The sequence below is a fragment of the Streptomyces sp. M41 genome (assembly GCF_043673425.1).
Taxonomy (GTDB): Bacteria; Actinomycetota; Actinomycetes; order Streptomycetales; family Streptomycetaceae; genus Streptomyces.
Genome location: NZ_JBIMKE010000007.1, coordinates 118,570 through 136,865, shown reverse-complemented (window position 1 = coordinate 136,865; position 18,296 = coordinate 118,570). Strand labels below are relative to the sequence as shown.

Here is an 18,296-nt window from a genome sequence, read left to right as displayed (position 1 = left end):
ACGGGCCACGCCGCTCGGGGGCCCGGGCTACGCGCATAGCGTTCCGCGGGCCGGTCCGAGACGGCTCCTTCTGGGGCGCGCATGGGCTCCTGACCAGGTGGTTCTCCTGAGGCGCCGCTCGCCGCTCACAGCCGGGACCGCTTCCTCCCGGGCCGGGCTCGAGCCGGCCCTGTGGCCCCACGCTTCCGCGATGTCCCGCCGGCTCCTGCCCGTTCGGACGCGTATCCGCGCTCTGCCTGGGAACCAGCAGCGGTGGAAGCTGCACGACGACTCACCACGGCCCGTGCCAGACGGGGCCGGAGAAGGTGTGATGGGGACCGAACCACGTGGAGGCGGGAAACCGCCGTCCGAAGAGATCAAGGACTGCGAGGTCAGGTTTGACGGGGGCTTTGGTGATGTGACGGGAGCGCGCCTGAGCGCGGAGGACTATCTGACCCTGCTGGCGCGGTCGTCACCGCCGGCGACACCTGAGTATCGCGACGACATATTGCTGGTGGTGGCCGAGCTCGCCGCCAACGCGATCCAGTACGCCCCGGGGCCGTTCACCCTGACGATGCGCCGGTCCTTCGACGGGGTGCATGTGACGCTCAGCGACACGAACACCACTCCACCGGCGCCGCGGCCCTTCCATCCCGGCACCGGCACGGGCGGCGGCATCGGCTGGTATCTGATCCACACCCTGTGCGACCAGGTCAGCGTGGTGGTGCGGGACGACGGCAAGGACGTGCACACTTTCCTGCCCTGGTGAGCGGCCCGCGCTCGGGCCGCCGCCCGGCCGCCGGGCGCACGCGCATGCCCGCAGGGCACACGCTCACATCAGCGGCACGAGCACACTGACCGTCTTGCCGCCCTCCCGGCGGCGCTCGATGTGGATCTCCCGGGTCAGGCGGATGATCAGCGGCCAGCCGTAGCCGCTGCCCTCGTGCAGATGCGGCAGCGTGCCCGGCCCGTAGGCGGCGGACGGGACGTCGTCGCTGTAGTCATGCACACTCAGGCGCACGCCCTCGGTGAGAAGGGCCACCTCGAACCCGGCCAGCCCGCGGCCGTGCCGGATGGCGTTGGTCACCAGTTCCGACACAACCAGCAGGAGATCGGTGACGGCTCGCTCACTCGCCGGCCCGGACGGGGCACGCCAGTGCTCCGAGACCAGTGACCGCACATAGCTGCGTGCGGTCGCCGCGCTGCTGATCGGGACCGGCCGGGTGCTTGCCGTCCCACCGACCCCGGCCGTCCGGCGCTCCGCCGGCTTCATGGTTGCTCGTTCGCCGCCTGCGCGATGCTCATCACTGGCTGAGCATCGCAGGCACGCGTCAAGAGGATTGCGGCTCCCGTCACTTCACCATTCCTTGCACGCTGTCGTCTCCGCTCCTCGTCGGCCGTCCTTGTTCATGAGGCGTTCATGATGCCTCCGCTACCCGCTCTCGTCCGAACCATGGCTGAGAGCGGCGTAGTAGCTGCCCACGGCGGAAAGGTACCCGGGATCGAGGGTCTCCCGGTCGGTCTTGAAGCGAGGAGCCCCCTTGGCCTGCTCGCGGGTGCATGCCACGGTGACCACCCGGCTGCGCGGGTCGATGCCGGTGACCGTGCCCGCCGGGATCAGCAGACTGCGGCCGAACACCCAGGCACCCGTGTCCACGACCAGGTGCCGCAGGGGAGGGTCATCGGCCTGGCGGTCCACATGGCCGATGACCCCGTCGGTCGCCTGCACCGTGAACCCGGCCAGCGTCCGGCCCTCCTGATGCCCGCTGCCGGGAGGGTACGACCAGATTGCGTCCGTGCTCACAGCGCTTCCTTCCTCCCTACGTCCTTACGTCGCTCGGTCCCCGTGCGCTCACACCGCGCGGCGCGCGCTCACCCGGCTCAGCCCACGACAGCCGGCCGTTGCGCCGGGGGTTCGTCCGCTCCGGCCGTGACGAGGCGTCGCTTGTTCACCGGGGCGACGGGGTCGGGCGCGGCGGCGAGCATACGGCGGGCCGCTTCCAGGGCCTTGGCCACATCGCGCGTTCCGGTGGACACGCACAACGTGTACGCAAGGTCCTGGGCGCGCAGGTCGGGCCGGCTCGCGCCGGCCGGGCCGTCGCCGCCCTCGTGGGCCATGAGCGCCTCGTACTCATCGACGAGCCGGCGCAGCATCGCCGGGTGGGGCATCAGCATGGGTCCTCGCTCCTGGGTGCAGTGATCGTCGTTCCCGCCGCCGGCCGAGGCGGTCGGGCGTGGATGGAACGTGTACGGCAATCCCGCGCCGTTCAGGCCCTGCCGTCGCCGGTGCGGCGGTCCGGCCGCGAACCGTGGTCGAGCGCCTGCTCCCGCACCTGCGCGCAGCAGCGGCTGATGAGGCGCGAGACATGCATCTGGGAGATGCCCAGGCGTTCGGCGATCCGGCTCTGCGTCATGTCCTCGAAGAAGCGCATGTACAAGATGGCGCGCTCACGCTCGGGCAGCCGCCGCAGCCCCTCCTTCGCCGCTTCCCGGTCGATGACGACGTCGAACGCGTCGTCGCAGGCGCCGATCGTGTCGGCGAGGCTGAAGCCGTCGTCGCTCGTGGACATCTCGGCGTCCAGGGACAGGGTGCTGAAGCTCTCCAGCGCTTCCAGGCCCGCGTTGACCTCCTCCTCGGTGAGCCCGGTGTGGGCGGCGATGTCGGCGACCGACGGCGTCTCGCCTCCCGAGCTCGCGGCGAGCTCGCGGCGGGCGATTCGTACCTTGTTGCGCAGTTCCTGGACGCGGCGGGGCACCCTCAGGGCCCACATCCGGTCGCGGAAGTGCCGCTTGATCTCACCCGTGATGGTGGGCACGGCGTAGCTCTCGAAGGCTCCTCGCCCGGGCTCGTAGCGGTCGATCGCCTTCACCAGACCCAGGGCCGCGACCTGACGCAGGTCCTCCAGCGACTCGCCGCGGTTGCGGAAGCGGCCGGCGATGCGGTGGGCCATGGGCAGCCACGCCTTGGTCAGTTCGTCGCGTATCGCGTCCCGCTCGGGCCCCTCGGGCAGAGCGGACAGGCGCGTGAAGGCGGTCGCGGTGTCGGGGGCGTCGTCGTGGACGCGTCCGCCGGACACACGGGTACGGGTCGGAAGGTCGGAACCATGTGCGGACGTCTCAACCAGCATGCAGAACAGCTCCTGAACAGCGTTCTCAGGGAATTGCCGTGGGAAACGGTGCACGGGGCACGGGGCCCCGGAACGGTCACACCTCTAGCACCGGTGCGCCTCTGGTCCGAAGCACGAAATCCCGCATGCCCCGGGACTTGGACCGCAAACGAACGCCGATGGAAGAAGTGGAAGGACGTGGAAGAGACGTGCGAGGACGGGGGAGAGGAGGGAATGGGCTCCGGTCGGCGTGAACTCCCGTGACCTCAGGGGCGCAACGATTCAGCCAAAAGACGACTTTTCGTCAGAACCCACCCGGACAGCGAGTTCCCTGCAACGCAAGAGGAATGACTTGTGCGAGTCGGGGCATGCGGGGGTACGACAACAGGCTTCGGCGATCGGGAGGGCGGCATGGCAGCCGTGACGGTGGCGGTGCAGGCAACGGCCACGGCACAGGAGACGGTCACGACGGACGAGGCGGCGGCGCTGCCGCTGATCGACGATCCGACGCGGGTGAGCCCCAAAGACGCGCGCGAGCTGTCGCGTCAGTTCTTCGACCGACTGGTCATGCTGGAAGAGGGCACGCACGAACACCAGTACGTCCGTAACACGCTGATCGAGATGAACCTGTCGCTGGTGCGGTACGCGGCCTCGCGGTTCCGCTCGCGGGGGGACTCTCTGGAGGACATCGTCCAGGTCGGCACCATCGGGCTGATCAAGGCCATCGACCGGTTCGAGGTGTCCCGGGAGGTCGAGTTCACCACGTTCGCCGTCCCGTACATCGTCGGCGAGATCAAGCGGTTCTTCCGGGACACCAGCTGGGCGGTGCATGTGCCGCGCCGGTTGCAGGAGGCGCGCGCGGAGCTGGCCAAGGCGACGGAGGAGCTCAGCTCCCGGCTGGGCCGTACGCCGACCACCCGCGAGCTGTCCGAGCTGATGTCCCTGTCCGAGGAAGAGGTGATCGAGGCCCGCAAGGCCTCCAACTGCTACCAGTCCGCCTCCCTCGACGCGGCCGTCACCGGGGACGCCGAGAACGGCGAGTCCGTCCTGGCCGACCTCCTCGGGGAGGAGGACCCGGCGCTGGAACTCGTGGAGGACTTCCACTCGTTGGCGCCCCTGATCGCCGTACTGGACGACCGTGAGCGCCGGATCATCCATCTGCGGTTCGTCGAGGAGCTCACCCAGGCGCAGATCGCCGAGCAGATCGGTGTCTCCCAGATGCATGTCTCACGGCTCATCAGCCGCATCATCAAGCAGCTGCGGGCCGGCCTCCTGGAGCCCGGCGTCGCCTGAGCGGCAGCACGCGCCGCCCGGCCGGCGGCACAAGGGAACAAGGGAAGAAAAGGGAAAGGGTGGGCCGCGGCCGTATCGGCCGGCGGCCCACCCTTTCGTGCGGGTGGGCCGACCGTGCGGTTCACGTTCTGTCGGCCGGATGTCCGTACTCCGCCGACAGCGGGATCACCGCCGTGACGCGCTTGCCACCGGACGGCAGGTCCGACACCAGTACGTCACGCGACAGCCGGCACACGATCGGCCAACCGCGGCCTCCGCAGCGGAAGCGGCCCTGCCGGTCGACCGGGCTGCGCATGACCGGCCGCCGCCGCTCCCGGTCGCTGACGGACAGATACAGGTTCTGGCCGACGATCTCGGCGTCGAAGTCGGTGATGCCACCGCCGTGCAGCATCGCGTTGGTCGTCAGTTCCGACGCCACCAGCAGCGCGTCCGAGAGGGTGTCCGGCGTGCAAGCGGCACCCTGGCCGTGCGACTGCTCCAACAGCACCTGCCGCACGGTTCCGCGCGCCTGAGCCGGGCTGTGGGGGCCGCGGTGCCTACCGCCCGCGGCTGCCGAGCCCCCGCCGGCGTCGGTCCGGTATATCTCACTCATCCCTTTCGCTCCCTGGCGCAGGCGAGGGAACAGACCCGCCGTTCGTCCTGACGGACCACGGCCGGGCCCGGTTTCCCAGCCCTCTCCTCCACTTCCCGTGATGTCTTCCTTCTCTTCGCGTGACCAGCCCGCGGGCCGCCAAACCGCTTCCCGGCGTCCGGGGGCGCAAAAGCGGCCAGAAGCATCACGGCGCACCACTCCTTGCGTGCGCCCCGTGTGCTGCTGGCATTCGGGGGTAGGTGGGCGAACGCGAGACGCCGGTCTCGAAATTTCTTCGTTCCGGACGCATTCATTTCGTCCGTCGGGGCACCCGTCCCGGTCGCCAACGTCTGTGGAGGTACTTGTGTCCGTGGCCCAGAATCCCTTGTCGATCAAGGTGGAGCTGCCCCGGGAGGACGCCGTGCTGCTGAGGGTCGAGGGCGACCTGGACATGGATACGGCGACCGAGTTGCAGCATCACCTCGCCAACCAGCTCCACCACGGCCGGCGGCACTTTCTGCTCGACATCGCCGGGGTGCCCTTCATGGACTCGTCCGGTATGAACATCGTCCTGCGGGCCTATCAGGAGGTGCGGGAGATCCCCGGTGGCGTCTACGTCATCTCACCCACGCCCGCCGTCCGGCGGATCCTGGATCTCACCGGGGTGAGTATCACCGTGCCGATCGTGGGCAGTGTGGAGGAGGCGCTCGAAGCGGCGGACTCCGGACCCGTGGACCCCGGGTCGGCGGCCTCCGCGCAGGAGTGAAGCCCGCTTTTCGGAGCGGCAGTTCACCAAGCGGGGGCCGTGTCCCGAGGGTCAACAGTTGCCGTTTGACAACTATGGCCATGAGGCAACAGAGTGAGCGAGTCAGGTATGGGAGGGGTGTGGGACGTGCCGATCAGCAACGACGACAGTCCGCGTCGCCGGGCGACGGCGTGCGCCCGAACCCTTTCCGGCGTCGCCTCCCTGAGGGCGCGGGGCTCATGCGGTCCTGGCGTCGGAGGTTTCCTCGCCTTCGTGGATCTCCGCGGACGCCGCCGCGCAGAACGCCTCCAGGCCCTCCAGCAGGGCGGTCCGCTTCGCGGCCGGCATCTGCTCCAGTACGGACTGCAGCGCGGCCTCGCGTCGTGCGCGCAGCCCCGCCAGGAAGGTCCGTCCGCTCCGGCTGAGGTGCAGACACAGTTCACGCCGGCTGGACGCGCTGGGGCCCCGCTCCACGAAGCCCACCGCCTGGAGCCGGTCGCACAGCCGGCTGGTCGACGGCGGCGTCGAGCCGATGGCCTCGGCGAGACTGCGCAGATTGATGCCGTCGCTGTGCTCGAGGATGAAGAGGACGCGGATCTGGGAGGCGGACACCGGTGCCGTCGAGGCCCGGCCCCACAGGACCTCCAGCAACTCGGCGGCCTCGGAGGTCACACGCGCCACCTCGTCCGGTCGCGGATGCGAGTAGGAGGAAGTCACGCCCCCACTCTTTCAGGCTTCACGGGCACTGTCAGCCCACCGGTTCGGACAATACGTACACAGCGTTAAATACCGACAAGAAGGACCGATGGACGGCGTTCGCGGCAGCGTGGGGCCGAGGCCGTCACCGTGACAAGAATGGCGTAGACGACATCGTGAACAGATTCGTGGCAGCCGAGCGGGCACTTCGCTCTGCCGCCCCGCACCAGCTGGTGGACGCGGTCCGCGCAGTCCTGTGCGACGCCTACGGGGCGCGGACCGTCCAGCTCTTCCTGGCCGACTACGGCATGGCCACCCTCCAGCCCGTACACCCGGCTCCGAACCAGCGGGAGTCCGTGCCGGCGCACGCCGGCCCCGCGGGGCGGGCGTTCGGGTCCCAGGAGCCCTTCGCCGAGAAGCCCGTCGACGGCCTGGTGCGCCTGCACCTGCCGGTGTCCGTGCGCGGCGACCGGCTCGGCGTCCTGACCGTCACGCTGCCTCCCGAGCAGGCGGAGGAATGCCTGGACGAACTGGCCGATGTGGCGCAGGTGCTGGCGCACGAGGTGATCGTCGCCGACCGCGACACCGATCTGTACCTCCGGGCACGCCGCGCCGACCGGCTCACCCTTGCCGCGGAGATGCAGTGGCAGCTGCTGCCGGGCCGGTCCTGCACCCGCCCCGAGTACGCCCTCGGCGCCCAGCTGGAACCCGCGTACGCGATCTTCGGCGACAACTTCGACTGGTCCGCGAGCGCCGACCACCTCATGCTCTACATCACCAACGGCATGGGCCAGGGCATCGAGGCCGCCCTCCTGACCAACCTGGCCATCAACGCGCTGCGCAACGCCCGCCGGGCCGGGCTGTCCATCGCCGACCAGGCGGCACTCGCCGACCAGGCCGTCTACGCCCAGTACCACGGGCAGGCCCACCTCTCCGTGCTGCTGCTCGACCTCGACCTGCACACCGGCCGGCTCGAGGTCGTCGACGCGGGCTCCCCGCGGATGCTGCGGCTGCGCGGTCGTACTGTGGCCGCTGTGGACTTCGAGGCACAGCTCCCCCTGGGCATGTTCGAGGAGACCGACTACATCGCCCAGGAGATCGACGTCGAGCCCGGCGACCGGCTCCTCTTCGCCAGCGACGGGGTGTACGCCGTCGCCGCCCCCGGCGGGGAGCAGTACGGGGAACGGGCGCTGGCCCGGGCCGTCGTCTCCACCAGCCTGCTGCCCGCGGCCGAGGTGCCCCGTGCCGTGCTGAGAGAACTCGCCGGGCACCGCGGCACCCCGGTGGCCGACGACGACGCGCTCATGGCCTGTCTCGACTGGTTCGGGCCACAACAGGCGCCTTGACCGTACCGTCCGGCGCTCCCCGGCGGTCGGGGCGGCGTCACAACGCAGGAGGAGGGAAGTACGTGCCGGAGCAGCAAGCGGCAGGACATCAGAGGGACCCGGCGCAGGAGATCGCCGAGTTCCTGCGGGAGCGACGGGAGCAGATCGCCCAGCGCTGGGCCGACGCGGCGCTGTTCCGCACCGTGTTCACGGTCTCCCGCGACGAGGCGGTGGAAGCCGGCCGGGCCGTGGTGGAGGCGCTGGCCGCGGTGGCCTCCGCGGGCCGCGTGGAGGACTCGGAGGCCGACGGGTTCGCGGTCGTGCGTGAGCAGTTGGCGCGTACGGCGCACGCCAGGGCGCGTGCCGGCGCCTCCATCGCGCAGATCTCCGCCGAGGCGGACGCCCTGCGCGAGCCCATCACCGACCTCCTGCTCGAGGAGCTGTCCGCCGCGCCCGCCGAGTACCGGCGGGAGTGCGCGACCACACTGACCGTGCTGATGGGCACGCTCCGCCTGGTCATGCTGGAGACGAACACCGCCGCCGGGCAGGAACTCATCAACCGACAGCGCCTGGAGCTGCTCGAGATCGCCACCCCCGTGATCAAGCTCTGGGAGGGCATCGTCGCCGTACCGCTGATCGGTACGCTCGACAGCGCCCGCAGCCAGGTGGTGATGGAGACGCTCCTGGACGCCGTCGTCGAACAGCACGCCCGCATCGCGATCCTGGACATCACCGGAGTGCCGACCGTCGACTCCCTGGTGGCGCAGCATCTGATGAAGACAGTGGCGGCGGCTCGGCTGATGGGGGCGGAGTGCATAGTCTCCGGGATCCGCCCGGCCATCGCGCAGACCATCGTCCACCTCGGCATCGACCTCAGCTCGGTGCTGACCCGCGCCAGCCTCGCGGACGCCCTGGCCTACGCCCTTCAGCAGCAGGGCGCGCACATCGTCCCGGCCCCCGCCTCGGCCACGGAGTCCCGGTGACCGGCCTGCCCCTCTCCCCGTACGAAGGACACGTCCCCGTACTGCGGCTCGGCGGGGTCCTGTTGGTGACCCTTCAGGGCGACCTGTACGACAGCACGGCGGAACAGCTTCAGCAGGACATCGGCACCACCGTGTCCGACAGCGCTGTCACCGGCGTGGTCATAGACCTGTCCGGGGTCGAGATCGTGGACTCCTTCATGGGCCGGGTGCTCAGCGATGTCGCGGCCATGACCAAGCTGCTCGCGGCGCAGACCGTGGTGGCGGGGATGCGGCCGGCGGTGGCCATCACCCTGGTGGAACTCGGTCTGACCCTGCCGGGCCTGCGCACCGCTCTCAGCACCGAGGAAGCCATGCGTCTGCTCGGCGCCGAGGTGTCGGCGCCGGCCGTCACCGGGCGCGCACGCCGGGAGAGCCCGTGACCCACAGCACCGGCAGTGTCTCCGCCTGCCTGCCGATCCACTCGGACCTCGATCTGGTGCGAGTGCGGCAGCATGTGCGGCAGATGACCGCCCAACTCGGATTCGGTCTGGTGGAGCAGACCAAGTTCGTCACCGCGGCCAGCGAGCTGGCTCGCAACGCTCTCGTCCACGGCGGCGGGGGACAGATGGAGTGCACAACAGTGACCCGCGGAGGGGCCCAGGGACTGCGTCTCGTCTTCACGGACGACGGCCCCGGCATCGCGGACCTCGAGCAGGCCCTGCGCGACGGCTGGACCTCCGGCGAGGGGCTCGGGATGGGCCTGGGCGGTGCCCGGCGCCTGGTCCACGAGTTCTCCGTGGACAGCAGCCGCGGCACGGGCACCACCGTCACGGTGACGTCATGGACGTCCCGGCCGCCCCGCCCGCGCGAGGCGCCCTGATGCCGCGCGTCTGGGAGGTGCCGGTGCACGACTCGACCCGGGTCCGCGACGTCCGGGTCGCCGCCGCGGACGCGGCCGGTCATGCCGGGCTGGCCGGGGACCGGGTCGCCGCCGCCGAGCTGGTCGCCACCGAACTCGCCACCAATCTGCTGAAGCACGCCGGTGGCGGACGGATAGTTCTCGAACTCGTGGGGCATCCGGTTCCGCCGTACGCCGACGAGACGACGGCCCTGGTGCAGATCACGGCCGTCGACCACGGACCGGGCATGTCCGACACCGCCGTGGCGCTGCGCGACGGCTACTCGACCACGGCCTCCCTCGGTGCCGGCCTCGGCACCTGTGTGCGCACGGCCGACGACTTCGGCCTGCACAGCGCCCCCGGCCAGGGCACGGTGGCCCTGGCCAGGATCGCCGCCCGCCCGAACCGGGGAGCATCGGCCCAGGACTCGGGCCCGTTCCCGGTGCGGGCCGGCGGGATCAACCTCCCCTTCGCGGGCGGGGAGTTCTCCGGTGACGCCTGGACCTGCGTCCGCTCGGGCGACCGGGTGACGCTGATGCTGGCCGACGGTCTCGGCCATGGCCCGCAGGCCGCGCACGCCTCGACCGCGGCGGTGGAGGCCGTGCGTGCCGCCCCCCATCTGCCGCCCGCGGACCTGCTGCGCAGGCTGGACGGCGCCCTGCGCGGCACCAGGGGCGCGGCCGTGGCCGTGGCCCAGCTCGACCTCGGCGCCGGACAGCTGTCCTTCGCCGGAGTCGGCAACGCCGGGGCCCGGCTGCGCCGCGGCGACAGCTGGCAGGGTCTGGTCTCCCGGCCCGGCATCGTGGGCGCCCACCTCCCGACCCATCTGCCGCCCCAACGGCAGCCCTGGACCGACGACTGTCTCCTGGTCCTGCACAGTGACGGCCTGCCCAGCCGCTGGAGTCCGGGCCCGGCCGTCCACGCACCCTCGTCCCTCGATCCCGCCGTGATCGCCGCCTCGATCGTGCGGGACGCCAGCAGCCCCGCCCGTCCGGTACGCGACGACACCGCCGTCGTCGTGCTGAGCCCCTTCCCCTGGGACCGCTCCTCATGACCCGCGTCTGGTACGTCCGCACCATCACCGACGCCGCGCAGGCCCGGATCGTCACGGCGCGGCTGGCCGCCGCGTGCGCGGTGATCACCGTGGAACGCGCCCGCCTGGTGGCGGCGCTCACCGCGCAGCTGCGGCAGTGCCTCACCAAGGGCGGCGAGTGGCAGGTCTCGGTGGCGGTGGTCGTGTCCCCGGCGGGGGGCGAGTTCCGGGTCGAGGTGGCGCCGGCCGAGCGCGGCCCGGAGGACCGGCAGCCTCCTTGGCGGGTGTCGGTCCCCTGCGCCGAGGACGCGGACCTCTCCGGCGCCGCCGAGCACGCCGGCGACGACCCGGCGGCGCTCGCCGAGGCCCTGTTCGGGGCCGACGAGGACGCGGCCCTGCTGCTGGAGCGGCTCGACGAGCAGGAGGCGCTGGTCGCCTTCCACCGCGAGGAACTGCACCAGACCAACCAGGGTGTGCTCGCCCTGCACGCCGAGCTGGACGCCGCCGGGCGCACCCAGCGGGAGCTGTTCGCCGCGGAGCAGAAGGCCCGCAAGGAGGCCGAGAACGCCCGCGGCCGACTGACCTTCCTGGCCGACGCCAGCGCCGCCCTGACGGCTTCCCTGAACCACGAGGCCATCGTGCGGCTGCTGCCCACCCTGCTGGTGCCGCGCTATGCCCGCACCGTCGACGTCTGGCTGTTCGAAGGCGCGGACGAGGCGCAGCGCAGCGGCCCGCACCCGGCCGCCGCCGTCGTCGCGGCCCGCACCGGCCGGCCCCAGTACGCCGCCGACCACCCCGCCGGCCTGCCCGGCGTCGAGGACCAGCCGCCCTCGGCCCTCGACCCCGGCCGGCCCCTGCTGTGCATCCCCCTGCTCAGCCGTCGGGCCTCGCAGGGTGTCCTCACCCTGTCGCCGCCCGACGAACGCTGGGACCCGGACGACGCGGTCATGCTGATCGAGCTGACCCGGCGGGCCAGCATCGCCCTGGAGAACGCCCGGCGCTTCGAGCACAATCGGGACATCGCCGAGACCCTGCAACGCGCCCTGCTCACCGAACTGCCCACCACCCCGGGCCTGAGCCTGGCCGCGCGCTACCTCCCGGCCACCCGGGGCCTGAACATCGGCGGTGACTGGTACGACGCGTTCCGCCAGCCCGACGGCAGTCTCATCACCGTCGTAGGAGACGTCACCGGACACGGGCTGCACGCCGCGGTCATGATGAGCCAACTGCGCACCGCCCTGCGCGCCTACGCCGTCGACGGCAGCAGTCCCGGCCGACTGCTGACCCGGCTGCACGAGTTCCTGCACCGGCTGCGCCTCGACCTCTACGCCACGGCGGTCATCGCCCGCGTCCACCCGGACGGCGCCACGCTCACCTGGGCCGCCGCCGGTCATCCGCCACCGGTGCTGCGCACCGCGCAGGGCCAGGTGCACACGCTCGACGACAAGCCCGGCGCGATGCTGGGCATCCCGCTGCAGCAGGAGATCGGTGACCACACGGTGCCGCTTCCGCCGGGTTCTACGCTCGCGCTGTACACCGACGGGCTGGTGGAGCGCCGCGCCCGCGGTATCGACCCCGGGATCCAGCGTCTCGCCGAGGTGCTGGGCGAATTCCGTCCGGAGGAGCTGGACGCGGATCTGGAGATCTCGGCCGACAGGCTCCTGCACCCGCTGCTGCACGACTCCGAACACGACGACGACGTATGCCTGTTGTTGTGCCATGTGCACGGCGGTGCGCGGCGGCGGGGGACACCGGAGTCCTGAGCGGGGGCCTCACCGCTCGCTGCCGGTGTCCGCACCCGGCTCGGGGCCGGCGTCCGTCCCGGCGTCCGTCCCGGTGTCCGGGTCGGCCCGCAGACCCCCCGCGTGGAAGGCGCGCAACACCTGTTCGAGCCGGGTGCGCTGGGCGGGCGGTACGCCGTCGAAGGCGGCGGCCAGGTTCAGCGACAGCCGTTCGGTGACGTCCGCCAGGAACCGCTGCCCCTGGGCGGTGACCTCCAGGCGCACCTCGCGCCGGTCGGAATGCTGCACCCGCCGCAGGAGCAGCCCCGCGGCTTCGAGCCGGTCGCAGAGCCGGCTGGCGGTGGGCAGCCCGATGCGCAGATGCTCCGCCAGCGCGGTGACATTGAGCGTCGGCTGCCGCCGCACCGCCCGCAACGCGCGCACCTGGCGCGGCGGCAGGCGTGGCCGGACGTCCTCGACGGCCGAGAACCACAGCGTCACCAGGTTCTCCACGGCTTCGACCATCTGCCGGCCGGCAGCTTCGGAAGGGATCTCGGGATCATGTTCCCGCCGCATGGCCCGTCATCCTCCGTAGGCCGCTGTCGATTCCCCACTACAGAGACCGGACAGCCTCACAGCGATACCCACGAACACTTCTCTCGGTCGACTTCGGTCTGGGGCTCCATCAGAGCATCGCCCTACCCGAAGCGGCGGAGACTACACGGGCATTCCGACGACATCCGCGAGATCCCCACGCAATCGCGCTGCGAACACCGATCGGGCCGGGTCGGACGCGCCCGGCAGGCGGCTCGCCACCCTGGCCCACACGCTGTCCGCCCCGAAGACGGCGCCGCCCGCTCAGGCTGGTGCATGTCGACTACGAGACCCAGAAACGCACCGTGAAGGGCAGTGGCCACCGGTACGCGGACATCATCCGGGCCCAGGCGAGAAGGGAAGGAGTGCGCAAGGGCTCGCACCCGGCCGGGGCGCTCGTGTGCCGCGCCGGACGATTGTGCGGGCCCCCGATTCGGCGGCCCGGGGAATCGGCGCTCGGGCGTCCTTGTTGCCGTATGGCATGACGACCAATGATCGACTCGCCGAGGTGCTGCACTACACCGCCTTTTCGTCCCAGCCGGACGGCGGCAACCCGGCGGGCGTGGTGCTGGACGCGTCCGGTCTCGACGACGCCGCGATGGCGGCGATCGCCGCCGAGGTGGGATACAGCGAGTCCGCGTTCCTGACCGGCCCGCCGGACGGGCTGGGCGGGGTGCCGGGGCGGGCCTTCACCATTCGCTACTTCAGTCCGCAGGCGGAGGTGCCCTTCTGCGGCCATGCCACCATCGCGACCGCCGTGGCCCTGGCCGAGCGGATCGGTCCGGGCGACCTGCTCTTCGCGACCCGCGCGGGCACGGTGCCGGTGACCGTCACCGGCGAGGCGGACGGCGCGCTCCGGGCGACCCTGACGAGTGTGGAGCCCCGCGTCGAGGAGATCGCCCCGGACGATCTGACGGAGGCGCTGGCGGCGTTGGGCTGGCCGCCGGCCGACCTCGACCCGCGGTTGCCGGCCCGCATCGCCTTCGCGGGAGCCCGGCATCTGGTGCTGGGGGCCGGAAGCCGTGCGCGGCTCGCGGACCTGTCCTACGACTTCGCCGGGCTCACGGCCCTGATGCGGAAGCTGGACCTGACGACCGTACAGCTGGTGTGGCGCGCGGCGGACACGGTCTTCCACGTCCGCGACCCCTTCCCGGTCGGCGGTGTCGTCGAGGACCCGGCGACCGGTGCCGCTGCCGCCGCCTTCGGCGCATACGCGCGTGAACTCGCCCTGGTTCCCCCGGAGTCGGTCCTCACCCTGCACCAGGGCGAGGACATGGGCAGGCCCAGTGAGCTGACCGTGACCCTGCGCGCCGGCGACCCGAGGATCCGGGTCGGCGGCGCGGGCACCCGCATGCGGCGCTGACCGGGGCGGCGCCTCCTCGCGGGGGCGCCGCCCCGGCCGGGCATCGCCGTGCCCGACGCCCGTACCCGAGGCGGCCGTCGGGTGCCGGCTCAGCGCGCCCGGCGCCACCAGGGGGCGGAGGCGTCGCGCAGGGTGTTGGTGCCGCAGTGCACCTCGCCCATGCCGAGGTGGTAGGTGTACCAGTCGTCGATGTACGCCACCTTCATCCCGGCCCGCGCGTACACGGCGGTGACGGCCTGCGTGAAGATGTCCTTGCCGCCGATCACCGGACCCCACTGGCGCGGGGCGAGATAGCGGTCCCGGGACAGCACCACACCGTTGACCGCCCCGGGGACGTAGGCGCTGGTCCGAGTGGCGGCTGCGGCGCGACGTCCGTCCGGGGAGAGCCACTGCTGCTGGCCGTGCTTGTCGAGCGTGTCCACGAGCGCCCGGTCGCCGCCCATCCGGGTCAGCCGCGGCACGGGCACCTCCTGCCCGCCGTCCGTGAACACCTCGGCCTCCCGGGTGTAGAGGGCGGGCACGCGCACGATCTCGTTCTCGGTGACACCGGTCTCGCGCTTGAGGACGGCGAGGTTGGCGTCGATGCGCTCGGCCGCCATGGTGTTGTCGGCCACCAGATGACGGGAGGCGAGCGCCTCGTCGATGGTCTCCTTCGGCGCCGGTGTGTCCCCGAGGCCCGGAACCGAGAACATCTTGGTCGCGCCATGCCCGTCACGCTTGGCGTCGCGCAGCAGCTTCAGCCCGGCCCGCGGGTCGGCGATGCCGATGCGCCAGCCGCGCGGGGTGTCGGCGGGCAGGAACTGCACGAACTCGTCGACGTGGCCGACGCCCAGCCAGGACGTGTCCAGCAGCAGCGGGTCCTGAAGACCCTGGGACGTCAGCAGCGTACGCATGGACTTCGCCGGCTTGGAGCCCGTGTCCTTGCGCTGCCCCATGATGACGCGGCCGGCCGGGAAGGAGCGCCCGCCGTGCGCGTACGGCGGAATGGTCTCCATGTTCCCAGTCGAGTTGAGCGTCGACTCCTCCGAGTCGCGCACCCCGGACACCTGCACGACGCCGATGTCGCGTCCGCGCAGCTTCTCGAACAACTCCCGGCCCGCCTCGCGGTCCGGCTGGGCCGAGCGCAGCAGCACCCGCATCGTCTGCGGGCGTCCGCCCGGCCCGGTCATGCCGACATAGGCGGGCTCGACGAAGTCCTGCGCCCAGATGTCGTCGTACTTGTCGAAGGTGGCCAGCGGCTCGGTGATCCCGGCCCGCCGCACCTCCTTGCCCAGGTTCTTCACGAACTGCCGGTACGGCTCTGTGCCGGAACCGCCGCCCCGCAGCTTGGTCACCATGACCTGCTGGGCGTTCTGGAGGTGGTGCTGGGTGAGCAGGGGCGCCACGCGCAGCGTGACCGTGTCGGACGAGGTCCGGCCCGCGGACGTCACGGTCAGCCGGATCGCCGCCCGCCCGTCCCACTTGGCGCTGTCGCGGATGACGTCGGTGGCCTCCACGCCGAACTCCACCCCGGAGCGCAGCTCGGCGGCGGACAGCTCGGTGCGGGGCGTGACCGGGACCCAGGCGCCGGAGCGCTTGAGGAAGACCCGGGTGTGCTTCGCACCCTTCGTCACCCGCACGCTGCCCTTGGCACCTGACGCCACGTCCGCCATCGGCACGGAGCGGATCCGCGCGAGGTCGGCGGCGTCGGCGGCGCCGTTGACCTTGGCGTCGGAGGCATCGTTGCAGGAGGCCAGCTGGGCGTCGGACAGCGGTCTGCCGCCCGGGCCGGTGACCGGGCAGCGCTTGTCGTCGTCGTCGAGATTGGGCAGGTAGAGCGCCCCGCGGCCGGTGGACCAGCCGTCCTCACCGGCCGAGTCGGAGGCACCGGTGACATCGACCCGCCCGTCACGGTCGACGTCCGCGCGCAGATCGGCCACCACGGCGGGCGGCGCCGCGAAGGCGGGCGGGAGCGGAGCGGCGAACATGGAGCCCGCCGCGGTGAGGGCGAGGATGACTCGGCCCGCGGGGGGCGTGTGTATACGCGTACGTGAGCGCACGGCGTATCCCTTTCAGGTGGGGGGTGTTTCGCCGTGCAAGAGGGGGAACGTGAGCCGTGCGTTCACTGCGGGGCTCAGAGTTTCCTGCCGGGCGGCGCGACCTCCGCGTCTCCCAAGGCCCTTGCCGGGCAGGGCTGTTACGCGGCCGGCGACGGGGCGGCCGACCGAGGCAGGGCCGTGATCCGTGCGTGATCAATACGCCGTAGTCTCTCCCCGACCACGGATTCACACGGATCACGGATCACGGATCACGGGTCATGGGGCCATGGACTCACGGGAGTTCAGGGAATGAGCGACCAGGCGGGGGACGGCACATGGAGTACCGGCGTGCGGCGATACCGGCGGTGATCGGAGGGGCGCTGCTCACCGCGCTCCTGTGGTGGGCGGGGGCGAGCGTGGACGCGCTGCGTCTGCCGGGCGCGTACCAAGTGCTCGGCGGCCGGGTCGCCGCCCAGTTCGAGCACTGGCTCACCCCATGGTCGTACGAGCCACCGAACTCGGTGCGGTTCGGCACGGGCGTGCCCGGCGAGATCGGCGAACCGGCCGGGGCCGAAGGCTCCCGCTATCTCTCGCTGTACGAGACCGCGTTGCATATCCGCTTCGCCGCGGTCTTCGCCTTCTTCGTGCCCGGCGCCCTGCTCCTGGTGCGCCGGCTGCCGCCGGTGAACGGCCGGGCCCTCGCCACGCTGCTCGCGCTGTGGGCCTGGGGCATGGTCGCCGGGACCCTGGCGGTGACCGTCTCCGCGCCGTGGCTCATCGCTTCGTCCGGCCACGGCAGTTACCGCTTCCTGCCGCAGCTGGCGAGCGCGATCTCCGCCGGCCGGCAGATCCTCGTGGTGACCGCGCTGGTCACGGCGGTGGCGACGGTGCTCGCGGCACGCATCACCGCCAAGGGCGCCGATCCGCTGCCGCGGCAGGACGTCCCGGCGCGCTCCGCCCGGCTGGCCGCCACCGTCGCAACGGCGGTGATCGCGGTATCCCTCCTGGTGCTCTCCTACCAGTCCGTCGCCGCCGCCATCCAGACGGCCTCCCCGGCCGACGGGCTGCTCGCCGAACCGGGAGACCTGCTGCGCCAGTGGCTGCTGCTGGGCGCCTGGGCGGGCCCGTCGGGCGCCCCGCTCGGCGACTGGCTCCTGTACCGGGCGATCGATGTGCTGCTGCTCGCGCTGGTGTGGTGGGCTCTGCGGACGCTGCCCGGACTGCTCACCCGGGTCACCTTCCCGGCGATGGCGGCCGGCACGGTCTGCGCGACGGTTCTCGCACTGCTGGCGAGTCAGGTGGTGCGGGTCGTGACCGACGGCTCGAGCCTGCGATGGGACCTGATGTACCTCTCGGCCGGCCTCGGCGGCGGTGTCCCGGCCGCCCTGACCTGGGGCCTGATCGCGGGCATCGCGGCCACCGCGACCCTGCGGGCGACGGCCGGCGGATCCCGGGAGACCGGGGTGCCCGCTCCCGTGCAGGCGCCCGCGGGGTCAGGTACGGCGCGGCAGCAACCGTGAGCCGACAGTAGTCGCGCACACGCTCCGCGTTGCACGGCGCCTCGTGGACGTGACCGGCGGTGCAGCCGGCAGCGGCTCAGGACCAGCCGAAACGGCGGTCCACGACCGCCGCGAACTCCTCCAGCGTCAGTTCCTCGTCCCCGTTCTGGTCGGCGGCGTCGAACAGCGCCGAGGAGGCGTCGTCGTCGCCGAGGCCCCAGAACGGAAGATCTCCGGACGCCGCGAGCGAGGGGCCCTTCGTCCGCAAGGCGGTGATCACCTCTATGCGGGTCAGGGTCCCGTTATGGTCGAGGTCGAGCGCCTCGAACAACTTCCGGGCCTTGTCGCTCATCGTGTCACCTTCGTTCCTGTCGGCAAGCAGGTCGCTCGCCGCACTCGCACGAGAAGACGTCCGGGCCACCTTCCAGGTTCCCTCTTCCCGCCCGGCTTGCCGACCTGAGGCACCTGAGGCACCTGAGGCACCTGAGGCG

Annotated in this window: 20 protein-coding genes; 11 read left to right on the top strand and 9 right to left on the bottom strand. The window is 71.8% G+C overall.

Going from position 1 to position 18,296, the window contains the following annotated elements:
- Nucleotides 1-310 precede the first annotated feature (310 nt).
- Complete coding sequence (locus ACHBTE_RS12435) at nucleotides 311-748, top strand: ATP-binding protein (RefSeq protein ID WP_394723762.1); 438 nt, start codon at nucleotides 311-313, stop codon at nucleotides 746-748.
- Between the two features lie 63 nt (nucleotides 749-811).
- On the opposite strand, the gene ACHBTE_RS12430 is transcribed toward ACHBTE_RS12435, so the two are convergent.
- The 4 genes from ACHBTE_RS12430 to ACHBTE_RS12415 form a co-directional block, all read right to left on the bottom strand.
- Nucleotides 812-1,252, bottom strand: coding sequence for an ATP-binding protein (locus ACHBTE_RS12430; RefSeq protein ID WP_394723761.1), 441 nt, complete (start codon nucleotides 1,250-1,252; stop codon nucleotides 812-814).
- Between the two features lie 159 nt (nucleotides 1,253-1,411).
- Nucleotides 1,412-1,783: a PRC-barrel domain containing protein gene (locus ACHBTE_RS12425; RefSeq protein ID WP_394723760.1), complete on the bottom strand. Its 372-nt coding sequence runs from the start codon at nucleotides 1,781-1,783 to the stop codon at nucleotides 1,412-1,414.
- A gap of 77 nt (nucleotides 1,784-1,860) precedes the next feature.
- A complete protein-coding gene (locus ACHBTE_RS12420) occupies nucleotides 1,861-2,154 on the bottom strand; it encodes a DUF5133 domain-containing protein (protein ID WP_394723759.1) in 294 nt (97 codons plus the stop codon).
- 92 nt (nucleotides 2,155-2,246) lie between these two features.
- Nucleotides 2,247-3,107, bottom strand: a complete 861-nt coding sequence (locus ACHBTE_RS12415; protein ID WP_394723758.1) for a SigB/SigF/SigG family RNA polymerase sigma factor — start codon at nucleotides 3,105-3,107, stop codon at nucleotides 2,247-2,249.
- Between the two features lie 390 nt (nucleotides 3,108-3,497).
- On the opposite strand from ACHBTE_RS12415, the gene ACHBTE_RS12410 reads away from it, so the two are divergent.
- A complete protein-coding gene (locus tag ACHBTE_RS12410) occupies nucleotides 3,498-4,379 on the top strand; it encodes an RNA polymerase sigma factor SigF (RefSeq protein ID WP_394723756.1) in 882 nt (293 codons plus the stop codon).
- A gap of 121 nt (nucleotides 4,380-4,500) precedes the next feature.
- On the opposite strand, the gene ACHBTE_RS12405 is transcribed toward ACHBTE_RS12410, so the two are convergent.
- On the bottom strand, nucleotides 4,501-4,971 hold the full coding sequence (locus ACHBTE_RS12405) for an ATP-binding protein (protein ID WP_394723755.1): 471 nt from the start codon (nucleotides 4,969-4,971) through the stop codon (nucleotides 4,501-4,503).
- 343 nt (nucleotides 4,972-5,314) lie between these two features.
- Between ACHBTE_RS12405 and ACHBTE_RS12400 the strand changes: the two genes are divergently transcribed.
- Nucleotides 5,315-5,716, top strand: a complete 402-nt coding sequence (locus tag ACHBTE_RS12400) for an STAS domain-containing protein (protein WP_394723753.1) — start codon at nucleotides 5,315-5,317, stop codon at nucleotides 5,714-5,716.
- Between the two features lie 216 nt (nucleotides 5,717-5,932).
- Here ACHBTE_RS12400 and ACHBTE_RS12395 read toward each other — a convergent pair whose 3' ends face one another.
- Nucleotides 5,933-6,412, bottom strand: coding sequence for a MarR family winged helix-turn-helix transcriptional regulator (locus ACHBTE_RS12395; RefSeq protein WP_394723752.1), 480 nt, complete (start codon nucleotides 6,410-6,412; stop codon nucleotides 5,933-5,935).
- Between the two features lie 155 nt (nucleotides 6,413-6,567).
- Between ACHBTE_RS12395 and ACHBTE_RS12390 the strand changes: the two genes are divergently transcribed.
- From ACHBTE_RS12390 to ACHBTE_RS12365, 6 genes are all read left to right on the top strand, one after another.
- The gene (locus ACHBTE_RS12390; protein ID WP_394723751.1) at nucleotides 6,568-7,737 is read left to right on the top strand and encodes a PP2C family protein-serine/threonine phosphatase; all 1,170 of its coding nucleotides are present in this window, start codon (nucleotides 6,568-6,570) and stop codon (nucleotides 7,735-7,737) included.
- Between the two features lie 62 nt (nucleotides 7,738-7,799).
- Entirely contained in the window at nucleotides 7,800-8,699 is a 900-nt protein-coding gene (locus ACHBTE_RS12385) for an STAS domain-containing protein (RefSeq protein WP_394723750.1), read from the top strand.
- The gene (locus ACHBTE_RS12380) at nucleotides 8,696-9,118 is read left to right on the top strand and encodes an STAS domain-containing protein (protein WP_394723748.1); all 423 of its coding nucleotides are present in this window, start codon (nucleotides 8,696-8,698) and stop codon (nucleotides 9,116-9,118) included. The genes ACHBTE_RS12385 and ACHBTE_RS12380 overlap by 4 nt, the downstream gene beginning before the upstream one ends.
- On the top strand, nucleotides 9,115-9,558 hold the full coding sequence (locus ACHBTE_RS12375) for an anti-sigma regulatory factor (RefSeq protein ID WP_394723746.1): 444 nt from the start codon (nucleotides 9,115-9,117) through the stop codon (nucleotides 9,556-9,558). Before ACHBTE_RS12380 ends, ACHBTE_RS12375 begins: the two co-directional genes overlap by 4 nt.
- Complete coding sequence (locus ACHBTE_RS12370) at nucleotides 9,558-10,631, top strand: SpoIIE family protein phosphatase (RefSeq protein WP_394723939.1); 1,074 nt, start codon at nucleotides 9,558-9,560, stop codon at nucleotides 10,629-10,631. The genes ACHBTE_RS12375 and ACHBTE_RS12370 overlap by 1 nt, the downstream gene beginning before the upstream one ends.
- A complete protein-coding gene (locus ACHBTE_RS12365; RefSeq protein ID WP_394723744.1) occupies nucleotides 10,628-12,373 on the top strand; it encodes a PP2C family protein-serine/threonine phosphatase in 1,746 nt (581 codons plus the stop codon). The genes ACHBTE_RS12370 and ACHBTE_RS12365 overlap by 4 nt, the downstream gene beginning before the upstream one ends.
- 9 nt (nucleotides 12,374-12,382) lie before the next feature.
- Here the strand turns inward: ACHBTE_RS12365 and ACHBTE_RS12360 are convergent, their stop codons facing one another.
- Entirely contained in the window at nucleotides 12,383-12,907 is a 525-nt protein-coding gene (locus ACHBTE_RS12360) for a MarR family winged helix-turn-helix transcriptional regulator (RefSeq protein WP_394723742.1), read from the bottom strand.
- A 499-nt stretch (nucleotides 12,908-13,406) separates the two neighbouring features.
- On the opposite strand from ACHBTE_RS12360, the gene ACHBTE_RS12355 reads away from it, so the two are divergent.
- The gene (locus ACHBTE_RS12355; protein WP_394723740.1) at nucleotides 13,407-14,288 is read left to right on the top strand and encodes a PhzF family phenazine biosynthesis protein; all 882 of its coding nucleotides are present in this window, start codon (nucleotides 13,407-13,409) and stop codon (nucleotides 14,286-14,288) included.
- Between the two features lie 89 nt (nucleotides 14,289-14,377).
- Here ACHBTE_RS12355 and ACHBTE_RS12350 read toward each other — a convergent pair whose 3' ends face one another.
- Nucleotides 14,378-16,255: a protein-arginine deiminase domain-containing protein gene (locus tag ACHBTE_RS12350; RefSeq protein ID WP_394723938.1), complete on the bottom strand. Its 1,878-nt coding sequence runs from the start codon at nucleotides 16,253-16,255 to the stop codon at nucleotides 14,378-14,380.
- 386 nt (nucleotides 16,256-16,641) lie between these two features.
- Between ACHBTE_RS12350 and ACHBTE_RS12345 the strand changes: the two genes are divergently transcribed.
- Complete coding sequence (locus tag ACHBTE_RS12345) at nucleotides 16,642-17,826, top strand: hypothetical protein (protein ID WP_394723739.1); 1,185 nt, start codon at nucleotides 16,642-16,644, stop codon at nucleotides 17,824-17,826.
- 76 nt (nucleotides 17,827-17,902) lie between these two features.
- Here ACHBTE_RS12345 and ACHBTE_RS12340 read toward each other — a convergent pair whose 3' ends face one another.
- Complete coding sequence (locus ACHBTE_RS12340) at nucleotides 17,903-18,157, bottom strand: EF-hand domain-containing protein (RefSeq protein ID WP_394723737.1); 255 nt, start codon at nucleotides 18,155-18,157, stop codon at nucleotides 17,903-17,905.
- Between the last annotated feature and the right edge of the window lie 139 nt (nucleotides 18,158-18,296).